Origin of the sequence: Micromonospora sp. CPCC 206171 (assembly GCF_036906755.1) — a bacterium.
GTDB classification, from domain to species: domain Bacteria; phylum Actinomycetota; class Actinomycetes; order Mycobacteriales; family Micromonosporaceae; genus Micromonospora; species Micromonospora purpureochromogenes.
Window position 1 is genome coordinate 175,208 of record NZ_JBAKHT010000004.1, and the last position, 17,006, is coordinate 192,213.

Here is a 17,006-nt window from a genome sequence, read left to right on the forward strand (position 1 = left end):
GCTGAGCCCATGTCGATCACATCTCGCCGGGCCCGGTCGGGCCGGTGACGGCCACCGCCACGCCGCCGGTCGCCCCGGCCGCCCGCCTGTACGACCCGCGCCTGCGGGCGATGACGGTGGGCAGCGTCGCCCTGGTCTCCCTGCTGGCGTTCGAGGCGCTGGCGGTCGGCACCGCGATGCCCACGGTCGCCCGCGCGCTGGACGGTCTCGCCCTGTACGCGCTCGCCTTCGGCGGCACGTTCGCCGCCGGGGTGCTCGCGATGGTGCTCTCCGGCATCTGGTGCGACGCCCGGGGTCCCCGGGTGCCGATGTGGAGCGGGGTCGGGCTCTTCGTGGCCGGGCTGCTGCTGGCCGGCACCGCCACCGCCATGGGACAGCTCGTCGTCGGCCGGGCCGTGCAGGGCTTCGGCTCCGGGCTGCTTTCGGTCGCGTTGTACGTGGTGGTCGGGCAGGCGTACCCGGAGGAGCTGCGCCGGCGGGTGTTCGCGGCGTTCGCCGCCGCCTGGGTCGTACCGTCGCTGGTCGGGCCGGCAGTGGCCGGGCTGATCGTGGAGCACCTGGGATGGCGCTGGGTCTTCCTCGTGGTGCCGGCGGTGGCGGTCCCGGCGGCGCTGCTGGTCCACTCCGGCCTGCGCACCCTGTCCGCGCCGGTCGGCGGTCGGGCGCCCGCCGGGGCGGTGGCGAGGATCGGCTGGGCGGCGGGGGCGGGGGTGAGCGCCGCACTGCTGCACCACGGGGGGCAGCAGCGCGGCGCGCTCGCCGTACCGCTGGTGGTGCTGGCGCTGGTCGGCCTGGCCTGGTGCGCGCCCCGGCTGTTGCCGGCGGGCTTCCTGCGCGCGGCGCGTGGGCTGCCCACGGTGATCGGCCTGCGGGGCCTGGCCTCGGCGGCGTTCACCGGCGCCGAGGTGGTGATCCCGCTGATGCTCTCCCGCGAGCGTGGCTTCACGCCGACCGCGGCGGGTCTGGTGCTCACCGTCGGGGCGGTCTCCTGGTCCGCCGGCTCCTGGCTGCAGGGGCGGCTGCCGGCGCCCCGCTCCTCGGCGACGTTCCCCCGGGCCGGGCTGGCCTGCATCACGGTGGGGACCGCGACCGTCGCACTGGCGGTCGCCCCCGCCGTGCCGGTGGCGGTCGCGGTGGCGGGCTGGGCGGTGGCCGGCACCGGGATGGGCCTGCTCTTCCCGTCCCTGTCGGTGCTCACCCTGGACCTGTCCGCCCCCGGTGAGCAGGGGCGCAACAGTTCGTCGCTGCAACTGGGCGACTCGCTCCTCGCCGCCACGGTGCTTGCGCTCACCGGCACCGTGCTGGCCGCCGGGGCGGCGCCCGGTCCAATCGACTACGCGGGAATGCTGGCGGTCGCGGCGGGTTGCGGTCTGCTGGGGTTGCTGCTCGTCGGGCGGGTGGTGCCCCGCTGACCCGCCACGCACCTCGGGCGGTCGGGTGATCCGCGAATCGGCCCTGGCCGGCGGGGTGGGCCGGGAGGATGGGAAGGCGATGAGCGTCCTGACCGTCCTACCGTTGGCCGTGGTCATGGTGGCCGGCACGCAACTGGTCGCGGCGGTCTTCCTCGCCTCCGGCGACCGGCCGCGGCAGGCCTCGCTGGGCTTCCTGACCGGCGCGGCGGTCGTGGTGGTCGCCGGCACGACGATCGCCTGGCTGGTCACCCGGCGCGTGACCGGGCTCGCCGAGGACGTCGGGGCGGGCCCCGGCGAGGGGATCAGAACCGCCATCGGCCAGGTGGTGCTGGCGCTGCTCGTGGCGCTGGCCGTGGTGGTGTTCCTGCGCCGGCACTCGAGAGGTCAACCGGCCTGGATGAGCCGGCTGCAGCACGCGGGTCCCTGGTCCGCGTTCCGGCTCGGCATGCTGATCATGGTGGTGATGCCCGTCGACGACCTCACCATGGCCACCGTGGGGGCCAACGTCGTCCGGTACGACCTGCCGTGGTGGCACCTGGTGCCGTTCGTGCTGCTCACCCTGCTGCTGCTCGCCCTGCCGTTGCTGGCGCTGCTGCTGCTCGGTCGGCGGGCCGAGCGCGCGCTGCCGAGAATGCGGGACTGGGCCGACCACCACTCGTGGATCGTCAGCGAGATCGTCGTCGGCTTCTTCATCCTGATGACCGGGGCCGACCTGCTCAGGTGACGTCACGATCGGCCCGCCAGCCCCGTCGAGCTGTCGACCGAAGGGAGTCGGAATGAAGGTGCTGGTCACCGGTGCCGGTGGCACGCTCGGGCGGGCGGTGCTGCCCCGGCTGCGGGCGGACGGGTTCGACGTGCGGGCGATGAGCCGGCGGCCCCGGCACGACCCGGCGGCGGAGTGGGTGGTCGCGGACGTGGAGACCGGGGTCGGGCTGGCCGAGGCGGTGGACGGGGTGGACGCGGTGCTGCACCTGGCGTCGCTGCCGAACAGCCGGCGTACCCACCGGGTGGACGTGCTGGGCACCCGCGACCTGGCCGTCGCCGCCGGGGCGGCCGGCGTCGCCCACCTGGTGTACGTCTCGATCGTCGGCGTCGACCGGGTGCCCTACGCCTACTATCGGCACAAGCTGGCGGCCGAGCGGGTGGTGGCCGCCGGTCCGGTGCCCTGGACGGTGCTGCGGGCCACCCAGTTCCCGCCGTTCCTCGACGCGCTGCTGCGCACGGCGAGTCGGCTCGGCCCGGTGATCGGCGACCCGGCGGTGCTCGCCCAGCCGGTCGACCAGCACGAGGTCGCCGGCCGGCTCAGTGAACGGCTCACCGCCGGCCCGCTGGGCGGCATCGAGGAGTACGGCGGTCCGCAGGTGCTCCGCTTCGACGAGGCGGTACGCGCCTGGCGGACGGCCCGGGGGTCGCGCCGACCGTTGCTGCCGGTGCGGATTCCCGGCCGGCTGGGCAGCGCGCTACGGGCGGGCGGGCTGACCACCACGGCCACCCCGACGGGCCGGCGGACCTGGGCGGATCACCTGGCTGACACGTACGGGGGAACCGGCCGGAGATGAAACCTCATCCCGTTCACGTTCGCCTTAGCGTGGCGCCATGTTCACCGTCATCGCCACCGTCATCCTCTACGTCTTCGGGTTCGTCTTCCTCTACGGCGTGATCCGGCTCGCCGTCCGGCACGGCATGGAGGACCTGGAGGCCCGCCGGCCGCAGGTGCTGCGGGCCGCCCAGTCGGCCTCCGTCGACGACCGCGCCTTCATGCGCGAGAACGCCTTCCTCAGCGGTAGCTGAGTCCGCCGTTCCGGTGTGATCGACCCCGCTTGCGGCGTGTCGCGGCTTCGGCAGCGTGGGACACCGCGACACGCCGCAAGCGGGGTCGATCAACTGGCCGGGCGGGTGCCGACGGGCGGATCAGTGCGGCGGGTGCGAGGATCGCAACCGTGATGGGGACGTTGAAGACCGAGCCCGCCCGCACCCGACTCGACCTGCTGGCGTCGCCGGTCGCCGCCGCGTTGGCGCAGTGGCCGGTCGAGGCTCCGGTGGACGTCGACGACGTACTGGTCGCCCCGATCGACGCGACACTCGCCGACACCGCCGCCTTCTGCGCGGCGTACGAGGTGGGGCTGGAGGTGTCGGCGAACTGCGTCGTGGTCGCCGGCAAGCGCGAGGGGGAGATCCGCTACGCCGCCTGCGTCGTGCTCGCCACCACCCGGGCGGACGTCAACGGGGTGGTCCGGCGGGCGCTCGACGTGCGCAAGGCGAGCTTCGCCCCGATGGCCGACGCGGTCGAGCTGACCGGCATGGAGTACGGCGGGATCACCCCGATCGGCCTGCCGGAGAGCTGGCCGATCCTGGTCGACTCCCGGGTGATCGCGACCCCGCACGTGATCATCGGATCCGGTGTCCGGCCCAGCAAGATCGCGCTGCCCGGCCCGGCGCTCGGCGCGCTGCCCGGCGCCCGGGTGGTCGAAGGGCTGGCCAGGCCGGCCTGACCCGTTACGCCCGTCGATGTGGTTGCACGTGAAACATCACGAGTGTCGATATGCGCTCAGGCGCCCGACTCGCGGCGCTCCACCTCGGACAGGGCTGCCAGCAGCGTCTCCGGCTCCTGCGCGCCGGTGACCGCGTACTTGCCGGCCAGCACGAAGGTGGGCACGCTGCTCACCCCGAGCTGCTGGGCGGCGGTCAGGTCGGCGGCCACCTCGCGGCGCCCGACCGGGGAGTCGAGGTGGGCGCGGGCCTCGGTCTCGTCCAGGCCGACCGTGCCGGCCAGCTCGACCAACGCGTCCCGCGAGCCGAGGTCCACGCCGTGGGTGAAGTGCGCCGCGTAGAGGGCCTCGACCATCTCCTCGGCCAGGCCGCGCTCGGTGGCGTACCGGATCAGCCGGTGCGCCTCGAAGGTGTTGGCCTGCACCGCGCGGTCGAAGCGCAGGTCCAGCCCCACCCCGGCGGCGACCTGGGTGACCTGGGCGAACATCGCCTCCGCCCGCTCCCGGCCACCGAACTTGGCGGCCATCGCCTCGACCAGCGGTTTCGGCTCGGTCACCGGCGTGGGGTCGAGCTGGAAGGGGCGGTAGCGGACGGTCACGTCACCGCCGTACGACGCCAACGCCCGCTCCAGCCGGCGCTTGCCGATCCAGCACCAGGGGCAGACCACGTCGGCGTAGATCTCGATCTCCATAACGGACGAGAACACCCAGCTCAGCCCGCTTGTTCCCGGACCTGGCGCTTGAGCCGGGCCAGGATGGCGGTGCCGCCGCGCACCCGCAGCGGACTGATCGCGTGGGCCAACCCCATCCGCTGGTAGAGGTCGTCCGGCACGGCCAGCACCTGCTCCGCGCTCGCCCCGTCCAGGCCCTCGGCGAGGATGCCGGCGAAGGCGCGGGTGGTCGGCGCCTCGGGCGGGCAGTCGAAGATGGTGCTCACCGTCCGGTCCGGGTTGACCTCGGCGCGGAGGAAGAACGAGGTCTGACACTCGGGCACCTGCTCCATGCCCTCCCGGTCCACGCCCGGCGGCAGGGGCGGGATGACGTCGGCGTATTCGAGCAGCATCTCCAGCACCACGTCGCGGGGTGCGGCGGCAAACTCCTCGACGATCTCGGCCAGCTTCGTCGGCATCTCGGGCATCCCGCCAGGCTACCGCCGCCCGCCGGGGACGCCCGGCGGTCGGCGATCGGCGGCCCGGCTTCCGGTGACGTGACGAAGGTCGCGGCCGGCGGCCGTCGACCCGGCGCCGCCACGCCCACGAGAGCGAGGGGCACCGGGACGATGGGTCAGGCGTTCGGCGCCGCCTCGCTGATGTCGGCCAGCGCCGAGGTCGGGTCGAGCTGCATGGCCAGGTCGCCCAGGGAGACGATGCCCACCAGCTTGCGCTCGTTGTCGCAGACCAGCACCCGCCGGATGTTGCGCTCGCGCATCAGCGACGCCGCCTCCGAGGCGGTGGAGTGCTGCTCGATCATCACCACCTCGCGGGTGATGATCGAGCCGATGGTGGTGGTCGACGGGTCGCTGCGCTCGGCCACCGCCCGTACCACGATGTCGCGGTCGGTCAGCACGCCGGCGAGGGTGGCGCCGTCGGTGACCACCACGTCGCCGATGTCCGCCTCCTTCATCACCCTGGCCGCCTCGTCCAGGGTGGTTTCCGCCGACAGGTAGACCACCTGCTTCGTCATCACGTCACTGACCCGGTACATGAGAGCCTCCGAAAACACCCTTGGTCGATCCCGCAGCGGTACCCCGTGGCGCGCCCGCTACACCCGGTTGCCGAGTACCCGGCCCACCTCGTCGACCAGCCGCTCGACCAGCCCGTCCACCGGCAGCTCCACCCGCTCGCCGCCGGCCCGGTCGCGCAGCTCGACGTACCCGTCGGCGAGCCGACGGCCGACCACGACGGCGCGCGGGATGCCGATCAGCTCCGCGTCGGTGAACTTCACCCCGGCGGAGACGTTCACCCGGTCGTCGACCAGCACCCGCAGGCCGGCGGCGGACAGCCGCCCACCGAGGTCGAGCGCCGCGTCGAGCTGCGGCCCCTTGCCGGCGGCGATCAGGTGTACGTCGACCGGCGCGATCGCCGCCGGCCAGCGAAGTCCTCGCTCGTCGTGGTGCTGTTCGGCGACCGCGGCCACCGCCCGGGACACCCCGATGCCGTAGCAGCCCATGGTCGGCCGGACCGGCTTGCCGGCCGAGCCCAGCACGTCGAGCGCGAATGCGTCGGTGTAGCGGCGGCCGAGCTGGAAGATGTGCCCGATCTCGATGCCCCGGCGCATGGTCAGCTCCCCCGTGCCGCAGGCCGGGCAGGGGTCGCCTGGGCGCACCTCGGCCGCCTCGATGGTGCCGTCCGGGGTGAAGTCCCGGCCGGCGACCACGTTCGTGACGTGCCGGCCCGGCTCGTTCGCGCCGGTCAGCCAGGCGGTGCCGGTGACCACCCGCGGGTCGACCAGGTAGCGGATGCCGAGCTTGGCCATGATCTGCGGTCCGATGTAGCCGCGGACCAGCTCGGGATGGGCGGCCCAGTCGTCGAAGACGTCCACGGTGGCCGGGGCGAGGGCCGCCTCGACCCGCTTCAGGTCCACCTCCCGATCACCGGGCAGCCCGATGACCAGCAGCTCGGCCGACTCCGCGCCCGGCCGGCGCACGCTCAGCACGACGTTCTTCAGGGTGTCGGCGGCGGTCCAGTCGTCCCGGTCGGCCAGCCGGCGGGTGTTCGCCAGGTCGACCAGCGAGGCGATGGTGGGTGTCTCCGGGGTGTCGTGCACCTCGCTGGCCCGCTGCGCGTCCGGGTCGGTCGCGGCCGGGGCCGGGGTGGTCACCGCCTCGGTGTTCGCCGCGTAGTCGCACTCCGTGCAGCCGACGAAGGTGTCCTCGCCGACCGGCGTGGTGGCCAGGAACTCCTCCGACGCCGAGCCGCCCATCGCCCCGGACATCGCGTGCACCACCGTGTAGTCGAGCCCCAGCCGGTCGAAGACCCGCCGGTACGCCGCCCGGTGTCGCTCGTACGACTCCTGGAGGCCGGCGTCGTCGAGGTCGAACGAGTAGGCGTCCTTCATCAGGAACTCGCGCCCGCGCAGCAGGCCGGCCCGGGGCCGGGCCTCGTCGCGGAACTTCGTCTGGATCTGGAACAGCGTCACCGGGAAGTCCCGGTACGAGGTGAAGAGATCCTTCACCAGCAGCGTGGCCATCTCCTCGTGCGTCGGGGCGAGCAGGTGCTCGGCGCCCTTGCGGTCGGCCAGGGTGAAAATGTCGTCGCCGTACTCCGTCCACCGGCCGCTGGTCCGGTAGGGCTCGGCCGGCAGCAGCGCCGGGAAGTGCACCTCCTGGTCGCCGATGGCGGTCATCTCCGACCGGACGATCTCGGTGACCCGGTCCAGCACGAGCTTGCCCAGCGGCAGCCAGGTGTAGCCGCCCGGCGCGGCGCGACGGATGTAACCGGCGCGCAGCAGGAGCCGGTGGCTCGGCACCTCCGCGTCCGCCGGGTCCTCGCGCAGGGTCCGCAGCAGCAGGGTCGACGTACGTAGCAGCATTCGCGCAGCGTACGACCGGCGCGACGGACCCGGCGACGCGATTACGCGGGTCGGTGCCGAAACTTGTCGCGCACATCGGCTGCCGGGCGGCAACCCGGCGATCCCGGGGTGACGTCTGGAAAGGCATCAACGACTACCCAAGGATCGGCTCGTGTGGACCCTCTCCTGAGTGAGTTCGACTCGTTCGTCCGTACCCGGACGCCGGCGCTGCTGCGCTCGGCCTACCTGCTCACCGGTGACCAGCACCTCGCCGAGGATCTCGTCCAGTCGGCGCTGGCCCGTACCCACCGGTCGTGGGGGCGGCTGCACGACAGCGGCAACGCCGAGGCGTACACCCGCAAGATCATGTATCACCTGCAGGTCTCCTGGTGGCGACGCCGGCGGGTGCCCGAGTCGATGACGGGCGAGCTGCCCGAACCACGCGGAGGCGACTCGGGCCCCGACCACGCCCACCAGACCACCCTGCGGCTGACCCTGCGGGCCGCCCTGGCCAAGCTCTCCCCGAAGCAGCGGGCCGTGCTGGTGCTGCGCTTCTTCGAGGACCGCACCGAGGCCGAGGCCGCCGAGCTGCTCGGCGTCACCGTCGGCACCGTCAAGAGCCAGACCTCCAAGGCGCTGGCCAAGTTGCGCACCGTCGCACCCGAGCTCGCCGAGCTGTACGTCCTGGAAGGAAGCGCCCGATGAACGACCAGCGTCTCCGGCTCGACCTCGCCGACCTGGCCGAGGAGGTCACCCCGGTCGACCTGCGGGACCGCGCCCTGCGGACGTCCCGCCGGATCGGCATCCAGCGCGCGATCGCGACCTCGGCCGCGGCGGTGGTGCTGTTCGGCGCGGCCACCGGTACCGCGTTCGCGTTCCTGCCGAACCGGAGCGCCGACCCGATCCCCGGCACCACGCCGTCGGTCACCGCCAGCCCGTCGCCCACCGCGTCCCCGACCCCGTCGCCCTCCGGCAGCCCGTCGATCGCCCCGCCGGCCACGTCGACCAGCAGCCAGCCCGCCACCAGCGCCAGCTTCGGTCGGCTCTACTACGGCCCGTTCGGCTCGGGCGGGGCCGACACCGCCCGCCTCTACTCGTGGACGCCGGGTGGCACTCCCGTCCGGCGGCTCGCCCTGCCGAACAATCCGGCGCAGCTCAACGCCGCTGTCTCGCCGGACGGTCGCCGGGTGGCCTGGGTCGAGGACGGCGGCGCGCTCTGGACTGCCGCCCTCGACGGCTCCGGCAAGCGCAAGCTCCACGACCTGGTGGACAACATGTGCTGGTCGCCCACCTGGTCGCCGAACTCCCGGCAGCTCACCGTGCGGTTGGGCGCGGCGGACGGGAACTTCAGCAAGGTCGGCCTGCTGGATGTCACGTCGGGCGCCTTCACCGAGGTGGCCGGCTTCCAGGGCTGCCACCCGGCCTGGGCCGCCGACGGCACGGTGGCCTTTGCCGACGGCTCGAACGGCACCGTCGTGGTCACCGACCGCACCGGCACCGGGCGGCGCACCATCCCGGGCCCCGGCAGCAAGGGCAGCCGGTACGTCTGCTTCGACGTCGCCAGCATCTCCCCGGACGGGCGGCGGATCGCGCTCTTCCGGATCGAGCGCAGCAGCGAGAGCTACGGCGACGCGGCCCGCGAACTGATCGTGAATGCCGTGCTCGACATTCGGACGGGTAAGGAGGTCAGCCTCCCGCTGGGCGGCCGTGAGTTGCGGCAGGCGTACTTCCAGGCGGACGGCTCGCTGGTGGCCCGGGTGCGCAGCGGCGGCCGGTACACCCTGATTCTGATCGACAAGGCCGGGAAGAAGGTCGCCGAGAAGCCCGAGCCGAGCAGCCTGGCGTCGATGCAGATCATCGCCGCCGTCGACTGACCTACGGGTACGAGAGGGGCGGGCCGTCCTCCGGGGCGGCCCGCCTGCTCGCCGTTTCGCGGATATGGCGGTATCCCGGCCTGGTCGACCCCGCCACTTCGGCGACATGGAGATGACCATCTAGCCTGGGGCATGCTCGAAGGTGGCTCCCGCAAGCGGAACCAGCCCGCACCACCTCACGTGATCTTCGAGGCGCTGACGGAGCCGAATCGCGATCCGGCTCGCCCCTGGTTGCTGCTGCTCGACGACGAGGAGCGACCTCAGACGCTCCGCGTCGACGCTCCGCACCTTGTCGTCTGGTCCTCGATCTGGCGGAAACGGCCGGACGCGACAGTTCGGTTCGACCTTCCGTCGGACGGCAGTGGCGGGACGGATCTGCGCTGGACCCTGTTCCTGGCCGAGCCGCTGCCGGAGCCGGCCCTGCTCGGGCACATGCGCAAGCGCCTCAACCAGCTGATCAACGCGAACCTGCGGTACACGTTCGGTCAGTAGGTGGGGAGGCCCCGACTGTCAGCGCCGCTTGGCGAAGGTGACGAACGCTCGCCAGGTCTGCGGGTCGAAGGTGAGCACGGGGCCAGCCGGGTCCTTGCTGTCGCGGACGCCGATGACGCCGGGCAGGTTGTCGGCCACCTCCACGCACTCGCCCTGAGCGCTGCGGGTGGACTTGCGCCAGGTAGCGCCGGTCAGGTCCATGACGTCATCACTTCCTTCATCAGCAGGGTCGACTGCCGGCGAGGCAGGGCCTCGCTGCGGACGCTCTCCCACCTCGCCAGCAGGATAGCCACATCGTCATCGGTGTCGACCACTACGCCGCCGAGCTGGTTCTCCAGGTGACCAACCCATCCGCCGTCCATTGTTCGCGCCAGAGTGAATGGCCCGGCGAGTCCAACATGCACGCTGACCTCGGCCGGGATGGCATGGACGCTGATGTGCGGGCGATCGACGCATTCGATGAGGTGCGCGAGCTGCTGGGTCATGAGCCCTCGGAAGCCTTCGTCGGCACGACGGAGAACGACTTCCTCGATCACGGCCACGAACTGAGGTGCTTCCGTCCGCAGGAGAATGGCCTGCCGATCCATTCGGACTGCCAGCCGCTTCTCCACCTCGTCGTCGCTCAGAATGTCGTTCGTTCGGATCACCGCGCGGGCATAGTTCTCCGTCTGTAGCAGGCCGGGAATGATGCTCGGCTGGTAGCAGCGGAGCTGCTGCGACTGGCGCTCCGCCTCGAGCCACGGCCGTAACCAGCTCGGCTGCCCGTCCCGCTCGGCGAGCTTCAGCAGGGACGTCAACAGCCCACCCGTGCCGAGCACCTCGTCCGCCCGCTTGAGGAAGAACCGGTCGAGCGGGCGCTGGCCCAGCTCAACCGCGGAGACCTGGGAGCCCGAGAAGTGGACGAGCTTCCCGAACTCCTCCTGACTCAGCTCGGCGTTCACCCGCAGCCGGCGCAGTTGTGCCCGGATCAGCTCGGCGGTCGGCTCGCCTTCCACAGTTCCTCCACGATTCCCTCGGCGTCTCCACGGCCCGTCCCCGCGGCCGGAAGAGCTGACCGGGCCCCGCCCCGACCAGCGTCGATGCCTTCCGACGGTAGTCGCGCCCTCACCAGACTGTCACGTAGCGGGTCGCCTGCCGTCCGGCCCGCCCCGGGGCCGCCCGTGACCCCCCGTGCAGGGGCGGCCCCGCCCACGTCCCGAGGAGGTCGAGATGCGCCAACCGTTCCGCTGGTTACGGTGCCGGGCCGCGCGGGCGAACGGGAGCAGCCGGTGATCTTCAGCCAGCTCCCGGTACCCCGCCTCGGCCCGCACGCCGATCGGCCTCGGCCGTATCCGCCGGGCCGCCCACCGCACCTGCCGATCCGCCCGCTCTGGGTGTGCCGGGCCTGCGGCCTGCCGTGGCCCTGCGCCGAGGCCCGGCTGCTGCTCAAGATCGAGTACGCCGATCAGCCCGTCGAGCTGGCCATCTACCTCTCCGGGCTCTATCACGAGGCCACCCACGACCTGTTCCGGCTGAACCCGCACGACGGGCCCACTCCACGGGAGCTGTTCGCCCGGTTCGTCGCATGGGGGCCGTACCGGCGGCCGATCGTCGAGCCCTCGGACGACGACCGGTGAGCCGCGCCGCCCGATGCTCGCAGGTGCCCGGATGGTTGCCGTCCGGGGCCGGAAAAGTTTGTCAATAAAAAGCGATCACCAGCGGCAACTGAGATCCACAAGGGATGCGTCTTGGGTGGCGTCAGAGCGAGTTCGGCGCACCGGAGGCCACCCCCATGAACAGCATCCTCACCCCCCGTACCGTCTTCACCCCGGCGCTGCGGCGGGCACTGCGGCCCCGTGCGCTGATGGGCGCCGCCGCCCTGGTGCTGCTCCCGGTCGCCGTCGCCGGCTGCGCCGCGCCGTCCGGCCCGGCCGACGCTGCCCCGCTGGTGACCGTCGCGGACACGCCGACCACGACGGGTGGCGGTGTAGGAGGCTCGGTCGCGCAGGCGGCCGGCGTCTCCGCCGCCCGCCCGGCCGCCCCGCCGGCCGCCGCCCGCAAGCTGAACTGGCCGCAGCTCACCTGGTCCGCCGACCAGGTGTACGGCGGAACGGATGTGGCACCGGCCCGGATCTGGCGCAGCACCGCCGATGGCCGGTGGGAGGTCGTCCGGGAGGGGCGGCCCGGTGACCGGATTGCCGAGCGCGGGGTGGCGGCCTCCCCGGACGGCCGGCGGGCGGCCTGGCTGGCGGCGAAGCCGAACCGCCTGATGATCAGCCGGTTCGAGGGCGGCGCGGTCGCCACCGTCCCGCTCGCGGGCGACCTCGACTGCGCGCCGCACTGGTCTGACAACCTCAGCGTGGTGTACGCCGAGGGCCGGCGGGGCGACTGGACCGTGATCGAGATCCGGGCCGACGGGGGCGCGCGCCAGGTGATCGCCACCCACCAGCAGAGCTGCCCGGTGGCCGGACACAGCATGGTCGGCTTCTTCCAGGACCGGTCGCTGCGCATCGGTGACGCCCGCGGTCAGTTCCGCACGGTGACGCCCCGCATTCCGGCCGACCTGAAGATCCACGGACTGGCCGGCTTCTCCCTGGACGCCCAGCACGCCGTCATCAGCACCCACGTGCCGAACGCGGGTGAGTGCGGCTGCACCTGGCGGATCCGCAACTACCGGGTGGACCTCGGCACCGGCGCCGCCACCAAGCTGGCGCCGCTCGACGCCGCCTGGCGGAAGGCGACCGGCCACGGCCTGACCGAGCAGGTGCGCTTCCTCCCGGACGGCACGCTCGTCGCCCAGGTCAACACCGCCACCCTCGGCGACGACGCCCCCGCCTACCGCCTCGTCAGGTACGCCGCCAACGGCCGCGTGCTGGGCAGCCTGCCGGTGCCTGCCGGCAACCCGTGGGGTCGCCTGCTCGGCTGATCGGCACCCGAACGACGGCGGGCCACACCGACGGGGGGTGGCCTGCCGTCGTCGTGCCGCGAGGTGGGCGGCGGCAAGTCGGATCGATGACCTCCGCCACGTTCGCCCGACGGGTGGCAGCGCCGGGAACCGACCCGGTGACAGACTGGTCGCCGCAGGCAACGAAGAGCGTGAGGGAGGCGGCGTGCGCTGGCGCAGCTTCGTCGCGGTGGGGGACAGCTTCACCGAGGGCATGGACGACGCGTACCCGGACGGCACCTATCGCGGGTGGGCCGATCTGGTGGCGACCCGGCTGGCCGCCGAGGCCGGTCCGGACTTCGGGTACGCCAACCTGGCGATCCGGGGCCGTCTCTTTCCCAGTGTGGTGGCCGAGCAGGTGCCGGCCGCCCTGGCGATGAAGCCGGATCTGATCAGCTTCGCGGCCGGCGGCAACGACGTGCTGCGCCGCAACTTCGACCCGGACGCCCTGGTCACCCGCTTCGACGACGTGGTGCGGCAGCTCCGCTCGGGCGGTGCCGACGTGATCCTGTTCCGGTTCGCCGACGTGATGGCGCGGCTGCCCGGCCAGCGCCTCGTCGCTCCCCGGGTGGAACTGCTCAACCGGGCGGTCGGTGAGACCGCCGAGCGGCACGGCGCGATCATGGTCGACCTGTACGCCGACGACACCTTCCTCAACCCGATGCTGTGGAGCACCGACCGGCTGCACCTGTCGGCCGCCGGGCACCGGCGGGTCGCCGCCCAGGTGCTGACCGCGCTCGGGGTGGGCTGCGAGGAGGAGTGGCTGCTGGTCCCCGAGGAGCCGGCGCCCACGCCCTGGCTTGCCGCCCGCGCCGCCGACCTGCGCTGGGCCGGCCAGCACCTGGCCCCGTGGATCAAGCGGCGGCTCACCGGGCGGTCGTCGGGCGACACCGTCACCGCCAAGCGCCCGCTGCTCGGGCCGGTCAGCGACTGACCGTGCGGACCATCCACGCCGCCACGCTGCTGCGGTCGACGCCGGCCGACGAGCCGGTCGCCGGCCGCGCGGTGCTCGTCACCGGCGACCGGATCGAGGCGGTCGCGCCGCTGGACGAGCTGACGGAGGCGTACCCGCAGGTGCGGGTGCGGCGGTGGGCCGGCACCCTCGGGCCGGCGCTGGTGCACGACGGGCCCCTGCCGCCGGCACCGAGCCCGCGCGAGCGGGTGCACGCGCTGTTCCGGCTCGGCGTCGCCGCGGTGCTCGCCGCGCACGTCACCGAGCCGGAGCTGCGGGCCGCCGCCGCCCGCAACGACGTCGCGGTGCTCGACCGGGTACGCCCGCCGGCGCTGGTGCCGGCCGGCCGCGCCGACCTGGCCGTCTTCGCCGACGACGGCCGCTGCCTGGCCACCGTGGTCGCCGGGCGGCTGGTGCACCGCCGCGCCTGAGGGCCGGCCGGGCCGCCGGGGTGCGCGTCGATCCTCAGTGGTCGCGTGCCGGCGGTCACATCCGCCGCACCCGATTTCCGATGGCCGGCCGCCGTGCCGCGATCCGGCGTACCTTGGGGATCATGCCTGTGCCGAACGATCCGAATCCCCGCCTCCAGTCGTACGCCGATCCGCAGCGCCTGGTCACCACCGAGTGGCTGGCCGAGCACCTGGGCGACGAGGGCCTCGTCGTGGTGGAGTCCGACGAGGACGTGCTGCTCTACGACACCGGTCACATCCCGGGCGCCGTCAAGGTCGACTGGCACACCGAGCTGAACGACCAGGTGACCCGCGACTACCTCGACGCGAAGAGCTTCGCCGAGCTGTGCGCCGCCAAGGGCATCGGCCGGGGCGACACGGTGGTCTTCTACGGCGACAACTTCAACTGGTGGGCCGCGTACGCCCTCTGGGTCTTCTCGCTCTTCGGCCACGCCGACGTACGGTTGCTCGACGGCGGCCGGCAGAAGTGGATCGCCGAGGGGCGGGAGCTGACCCGGGAGAAGGTGACCCGTCCCCGCGCCGAGTACCCGGTGCCGCAGCGCGACGACACGCCGATCCGGGCGTACCGGGAGCAGGTCATGGCGCACGTGGCCGCCGGCCGGCCGCTGGTGGACGTCCGCTCGCCCGGCGAGTACACCGGCGAGATGCTGCACATGCCGGACTACCCGCAGGAGGGCGCGCTGCGCGGCGGGCACATCCCGGGCGCGGTCAACAAGCCGTGGAAGTCGGCCGCCAACGAGGACGGCACCTTCAAGTCCGCGGACGAACTGCGCGCCATCTACGCCGACCAGCTCGGGCTGAGCCCGTCGGACGACGTGGTGGCGTACTGCCGGATCGGTGAGCGGTCCAGCCACACCTGGTTCGTGCTGCGGCACCTGCTCGGCTACCCGCAGGTGCGCAACTACGACGGCTCGTGGACCGAGTGGGGCAACCTGGTCCGGGCGCCCGTCGCCAAGGGCGACCAGCCGGGCGGCATCGCCGGCTGATTCCTCCCGCCGCACCGACGGCCGTGGTCACCGCTGGGTGACCACGGCCGTCGTCGTCACGGGGTACGCCCGTCCTGGGCCGTCCCGGTCAGGTAGCGCTGGAGGGTGGGGCCGACCCAGGCGACCAGCTCGGCCGGCGCCGCGTCCACCATCGGCGGCAGCCGGACGATGTAGCGGGTGAAGGCCAGGCCGAGGATCTGGCTGGCCACCAGGCCGGCGCGGCGGGCGGTGGTCGCCGGGTCGGTGCCGAACCGGGCCACGGCCGCGCCGAGCTGGTCGGCGAAGAGGCCGCGGATCCGCTCGGCGGCACCCGGGTTGGTACTGGCCGCCCGGAGCAGGGCCGCGAGGGTCTCGTCGCCCTCCCAGCGGTCGAGGAAGTGCCGGACCAGCACCTCGCCGAGCTGTCCGGTGGGTACGGCGGCGAGGTCGGGCAGCCGCAGGTCGAACTCGGCCGCCGCCGCGAACAGTCCCTCCTTGTTGCCGTAGTAGCGCATCACCATCGACGGGTCGATCCGGGCGTCGGCGGCGATGGCGCGGATGGTGGCGCGCTCGTATCCGTCGGCGGCGAACCGTTCCCGGGCGGCGCGCAGGATCGCGGCGCGGGTGGCGTCCGAGCGGCGGGCGGGGGTTGCGGCGGTCATGTCCCCGACTCTATGCCAACAAGCGTTGACACGACGCTCCGACCCGGCCTAGCCTTGCCTACAAGCGTTGGCAAACGCTTGTTGACATAGGGGGTGGGCCATGTTGCCCGAGCGCACCGACGTCCTCGTGGTGGGGGCCGGGCCGACCGGCCTGACCGTCGCCGCCACCCTCGCCCGCCGGGGGGTCGACGTGACCGTGGTCGACCGCGCCGCGCAACCGCCGGTGACCTCCCGGGCCGCCGTCGTGCACGCGTACACCCTGGAGGTGCTGGACCGGATCGAGGCCGCCGCGCCGCTGGTCGCCCGGGGAGCGGCGTCGCACCGGTTCACCGTGCGCGACCGCGACCGAGTGCTGTTCGGCGTCGGCTTCGACGACCTGCCGAGCCGCTACCCGTACGCGCTGCTGGTCTCCCAGGCGGTCACCGAGGCCGTGCTGACCGACCGGCTCACCGCGCTCGGCGGCCGGGTCCACCGGCCGTACGAGGTGACCAGCCTGGACCGCGACGACGCCGGCGCGGTGGTCGGGTTCGCCGACGGCGGCCGGGTCCGCGCCCGGTGGGTGATCGGCGCGGACGGCATGCACAGCACCGTGCGGGAGCTGGCCGGGATCGGCTTCGGCGGACCGGCCGGCCGCGGCGAGTCGTTCGTCCTCGCCGACGTGCGGGTGCGCAGCGTGCTGCCCCGCGACGAGATCGCGCTCTTCCTGGCCCGGCCGGGGCCGCTGGTCTGGGCGCCGCTGCCGGACGGGGTGGTCCGGGTGGTCGCCTCGGTCGCCGAGGCCCCGCGCGCGCCGGACGCCGCGTACTTCCAGGCGCTGCTCGACGAGCGGGGGCCGGCCCGACGACCGGACCGGGTGACCGACGTGATCTGGAGTTCCCGGTTCCGGATCCACCACCGGGTGGCCGACACCTACCGCGCCGGCCCGGTGCTGCTGGCCGGCGACGCCGCGCACGTGCACAGCCCGGCCGGCGGGCAGGGAATGAACCTCGGCATCTGCGACGGTGTCGCCCTCGGCGACACCCTCGCCGACGTGGTCGCCGGCGGACCCGACACCCTGCTCGACGACTACTCGGCCGCGCGCCGACCGCTGGCCGAGGAGGTCGCCGGCTTCGCCGACCGGCTGACCCGGCTCGCCACCGTTCCGCCGGTCGCCCGCCCGCTGCGCGACCTGGTGCTCCGCGCCGTCGCCGGCGCGCCCACCGTCCGTCGGCGGCTGGCGCTGCGCCTCTCCGGACTGGCCCAGCGCCCGGGTTAGGC

Annotated in this window: 21 protein-coding genes; 14 read left to right on the top strand and 7 right to left on the bottom strand. The window is 73.4% G+C overall.

All coding sequences use genetic code 11. The annotated features are described in order from the left end of the window. The first annotated feature begins 44 nt into the window (after window positions 1–44). The 5 genes from V6U89_RS07880 to V6U89_RS07900 all read left to right on the top strand — a co-directional run bounded on the left by V6U89_RS07880 (window position 45) and on the right by V6U89_RS07900 (window position 3,904). On the top strand, window positions 45–1,412 hold the full coding sequence (locus V6U89_RS07880; RefSeq protein ID WP_334570003.1) for an MFS transporter: 1,368 nt from the start codon (window positions 45–47) through the stop codon (window positions 1,410–1,412). Between the two features lie 79 nt (window positions 1,413–1,491). Then, window positions 1,492–2,136, top strand: a complete 645-nt coding sequence (locus V6U89_RS07885) for a GAP family protein (RefSeq protein WP_334570004.1) — start codon at window positions 1,492–1,494, stop codon at window positions 2,134–2,136. 52 nt (window positions 2,137–2,188) lie between these two features. After that, complete coding sequence (locus tag V6U89_RS07890) at window positions 2,189–2,971, top strand: SDR family oxidoreductase (RefSeq protein WP_334570005.1); 783 nt, start codon at window positions 2,189–2,191, stop codon at window positions 2,969–2,971. A 37-nt stretch (window positions 2,972–3,008) separates the two neighbouring features. After that, window positions 3,009–3,203 (top strand): hypothetical protein, encoded by a 195-nt coding sequence (locus V6U89_RS07895; protein ID WP_334570006.1) that lies wholly within the window; start codon window positions 3,009–3,011, stop codon window positions 3,201–3,203. Window positions 3,204–3,355: 152 nt separating this feature from the next. Beyond that, window positions 3,356–3,904, top strand: a complete 549-nt coding sequence (locus V6U89_RS07900; protein ID WP_334570008.1) for a YbaK/EbsC family protein — start codon at window positions 3,356–3,358, stop codon at window positions 3,902–3,904. A gap of 56 nt (window positions 3,905–3,960) precedes the next feature. Here V6U89_RS07900 and V6U89_RS07905 read toward each other — a convergent pair whose 3' ends face one another. From V6U89_RS07905 to V6U89_RS07920, 4 genes are all read right to left on the bottom strand, one after another. Beyond that, the gene (locus V6U89_RS07905; RefSeq protein WP_334570149.1) at window positions 3,961–4,593 is read right to left on the bottom strand and encodes a DsbA family oxidoreductase; all 633 of its coding nucleotides are present in this window, start codon (window positions 4,591–4,593) and stop codon (window positions 3,961–3,963) included. A gap of 20 nt (window positions 4,594–4,613) precedes the next feature. Then, window positions 4,614–5,039 carry a SufE family protein gene (locus tag V6U89_RS07910; protein WP_334570009.1) on the bottom strand — a complete coding sequence of 142 codons (426 nt, stop codon included), beginning with the start codon at window positions 5,037–5,039 and terminating at the stop codon, window positions 4,614–4,616. A gap of 146 nt (window positions 5,040–5,185) precedes the next feature. Further along, on the bottom strand, window positions 5,186–5,605 hold the full coding sequence (locus tag V6U89_RS07915; protein WP_334570010.1) for a CBS domain-containing protein: 420 nt from the start codon (window positions 5,603–5,605) through the stop codon (window positions 5,186–5,188). Window positions 5,606–5,662: 57 nt separating this feature from the next. After that, window positions 5,663–7,432 carry a proline--tRNA ligase gene (locus tag V6U89_RS07920; protein WP_334570011.1) on the bottom strand — a complete coding sequence of 590 codons (1,770 nt, stop codon included), beginning with the start codon at window positions 7,430–7,432 and terminating at the stop codon, window positions 5,663–5,665. 153 nt (window positions 7,433–7,585) lie between these two features. Between V6U89_RS07920 and V6U89_RS07925 the strand changes: the two genes are divergently transcribed. The 3 genes from V6U89_RS07925 (at window position 7,586) to V6U89_RS07935 (ending at window position 9,777) form a co-directional block, all read left to right on the top strand. Continuing rightward, the gene (locus V6U89_RS07925; protein ID WP_334570012.1) at window positions 7,586–8,116 is read left to right on the top strand and encodes a SigE family RNA polymerase sigma factor; all 531 of its coding nucleotides are present in this window, start codon (window positions 7,586–7,588) and stop codon (window positions 8,114–8,116) included. Beyond that, the gene (locus V6U89_RS07930) at window positions 8,113–9,285 is read left to right on the top strand and encodes a hypothetical protein (RefSeq protein ID WP_334570013.1); all 1,173 of its coding nucleotides are present in this window, start codon (window positions 8,113–8,115) and stop codon (window positions 9,283–9,285) included. Before V6U89_RS07925 ends, V6U89_RS07930 begins: the two co-directional genes overlap by 4 nt. A 132-nt stretch (window positions 9,286–9,417) precedes the next feature. Then, window positions 9,418–9,777, top strand: coding sequence for a hypothetical protein (locus tag V6U89_RS07935; protein ID WP_334570014.1), 360 nt, complete (start codon window positions 9,418–9,420; stop codon window positions 9,775–9,777). A gap of 18 nt (window positions 9,778–9,795) precedes the next feature. Here V6U89_RS07935 and V6U89_RS07940 read toward each other — a convergent pair whose 3' ends face one another. Together V6U89_RS07940 and V6U89_RS07945 are read right to left on the bottom strand one after the other, a co-directional pair. After that, window positions 9,796–9,978 (bottom strand): DUF397 domain-containing protein, encoded by a 183-nt coding sequence (locus tag V6U89_RS07940; protein ID WP_334570015.1) that lies wholly within the window; start codon window positions 9,976–9,978, stop codon window positions 9,796–9,798. Further along, the gene (locus V6U89_RS07945) at window positions 9,969–10,772 is read right to left on the bottom strand and encodes a helix-turn-helix domain-containing protein (RefSeq protein WP_334570016.1); all 804 of its coding nucleotides are present in this window, start codon (window positions 10,770–10,772) and stop codon (window positions 9,969–9,971) included. Before V6U89_RS07945 ends, V6U89_RS07940 begins: the two co-directional genes overlap by 10 nt. 240 nt (window positions 10,773–11,012) lie before the next feature. Here V6U89_RS07945 and V6U89_RS07950 point away from each other — a divergent pair, with 240 nt between their 5' ends. From V6U89_RS07950 to V6U89_RS07970, 5 genes are all read left to right on the top strand, one after another. Beyond that, window positions 11,013–11,393 carry a hypothetical protein gene (locus V6U89_RS07950; protein WP_334570017.1) on the top strand — a complete coding sequence of 127 codons (381 nt, stop codon included), beginning with the start codon at window positions 11,013–11,015 and terminating at the stop codon, window positions 11,391–11,393. Window positions 11,394–11,548: 155 nt separating this feature from the next. After that, window positions 11,549–12,682, top strand: a complete 1,134-nt coding sequence (locus V6U89_RS07955; protein ID WP_334570018.1) for a hypothetical protein — start codon at window positions 11,549–11,551, stop codon at window positions 12,680–12,682. 184 nt (window positions 12,683–12,866) lie between these two features. Then, window positions 12,867–13,634 (top strand): SGNH/GDSL hydrolase family protein, encoded by a 768-nt coding sequence (locus tag V6U89_RS07960; protein WP_334570019.1) that lies wholly within the window; start codon window positions 12,867–12,869, stop codon window positions 13,632–13,634. Window positions 13,635–13,636: 2 nt separating this feature from the next. Next, window positions 13,637–14,083, top strand: coding sequence for an imidazolonepropionase-like domain-containing protein (locus V6U89_RS07965; RefSeq protein ID WP_334570020.1), 447 nt, complete (start codon window positions 13,637–13,639; stop codon window positions 14,081–14,083). Window positions 14,084–14,205: 122 nt separating this feature from the next. Beyond that, a complete protein-coding gene (locus V6U89_RS07970) occupies window positions 14,206–15,108 on the top strand; it encodes a sulfurtransferase (protein ID WP_334570022.1) in 903 nt (300 codons plus the stop codon). A gap of 56 nt (window positions 15,109–15,164) precedes the next feature. On the opposite strand, the gene V6U89_RS07975 is transcribed toward V6U89_RS07970, so the two are convergent. Continuing rightward, entirely contained in the window at window positions 15,165–15,749 is a 585-nt protein-coding gene (locus V6U89_RS07975) for a TetR/AcrR family transcriptional regulator (protein ID WP_334570023.1), read from the bottom strand. A 100-nt stretch (window positions 15,750–15,849) separates the two neighbouring features. Here V6U89_RS07975 and V6U89_RS07980 point away from each other — a divergent pair, with 100 nt between their 5' ends. Beyond that, window positions 15,850–17,004, top strand: coding sequence for an FAD-dependent oxidoreductase (locus tag V6U89_RS07980; protein ID WP_334570024.1), 1,155 nt, complete (start codon window positions 15,850–15,852; stop codon window positions 17,002–17,004). The last annotated feature ends 2 nt before the right edge of the window (window positions 17,005–17,006 follow it).

Excerpts from the sequence above, each read along its gene's own strand:
- V6U89_RS07955 (WP_334570018.1), top strand. The coding sequence starts at position 11,549 with ATGAACAGCATCCTCACCCCCCGTACCGTCTTCACCCCGGCGCTGCGG.
- V6U89_RS07930 (WP_334570013.1), top strand. The coding sequence starts at position 8,113 with ATGAACGACCAGCGTCTCCGGCTCGACCTCGCCGACCTGGCCGAGGAG.
- V6U89_RS07980 (WP_334570024.1), top strand. The coding sequence starts at position 15,850 with ATGTTGCCCGAGCGCACCGACGTCCTCGTGGTGGGGGCCGGGCCGACC.
- V6U89_RS07935 (WP_334570014.1), top strand. The coding sequence starts at position 9,418 with ATGCTCGAAGGTGGCTCCCGCAAGCGGAACCAGCCCGCACCACCTCAC.
- V6U89_RS07970 (WP_334570022.1), top strand. The coding sequence starts at position 14,206 with ATGCCTGTGCCGAACGATCCGAATCCCCGCCTCCAGTCGTACGCCGAT.
- V6U89_RS07900 (WP_334570008.1), top strand. The coding sequence starts at position 3,356 with ATGGGGACGTTGAAGACCGAGCCCGCCCGCACCCGACTCGACCTGCTG.
- V6U89_RS07905 (WP_334570149.1), bottom strand. The coding sequence starts at position 4,593 with ATGGAGATCGAGATCTACGCCGACGTGGTCTGCCCCTGGTGCTGGATC.
- V6U89_RS07940 (WP_334570015.1), bottom strand. The coding sequence starts at position 9,978 with ATGGACCTGACCGGCGCTACCTGGCGCAAGTCCACCCGCAGCGCTCAG.
- V6U89_RS07920 (WP_334570011.1), bottom strand. The coding sequence starts at position 7,432 with ATGCTGCTACGTACGTCGACCCTGCTGCTGCGGACCCTGCGCGAGGAC.
- V6U89_RS07890 (WP_334570005.1), top strand. The coding sequence starts at position 2,189 with ATGAAGGTGCTGGTCACCGGTGCCGGTGGCACGCTCGGGCGGGCGGTG.
- V6U89_RS07975 (WP_334570023.1), bottom strand. The coding sequence starts at position 15,749 with ATGACCGCCGCAACCCCCGCCCGCCGCTCGGACGCCACCCGCGCCGCG.
- V6U89_RS07910 (WP_334570009.1), bottom strand. The coding sequence starts at position 5,039 with ATGCCCGAGATGCCGACGAAGCTGGCCGAGATCGTCGAGGAGTTTGCC.
- V6U89_RS07915 (WP_334570010.1), bottom strand. The coding sequence starts at position 5,605 with ATGTACCGGGTCAGTGACGTGATGACGAAGCAGGTGGTCTACCTGTCG.
- V6U89_RS07885 (WP_334570004.1), top strand. The coding sequence starts at position 1,492 with ATGAGCGTCCTGACCGTCCTACCGTTGGCCGTGGTCATGGTGGCCGGC.
- V6U89_RS07895 (WP_334570006.1), top strand. The coding sequence starts at position 3,009 with ATGTTCACCGTCATCGCCACCGTCATCCTCTACGTCTTCGGGTTCGTC.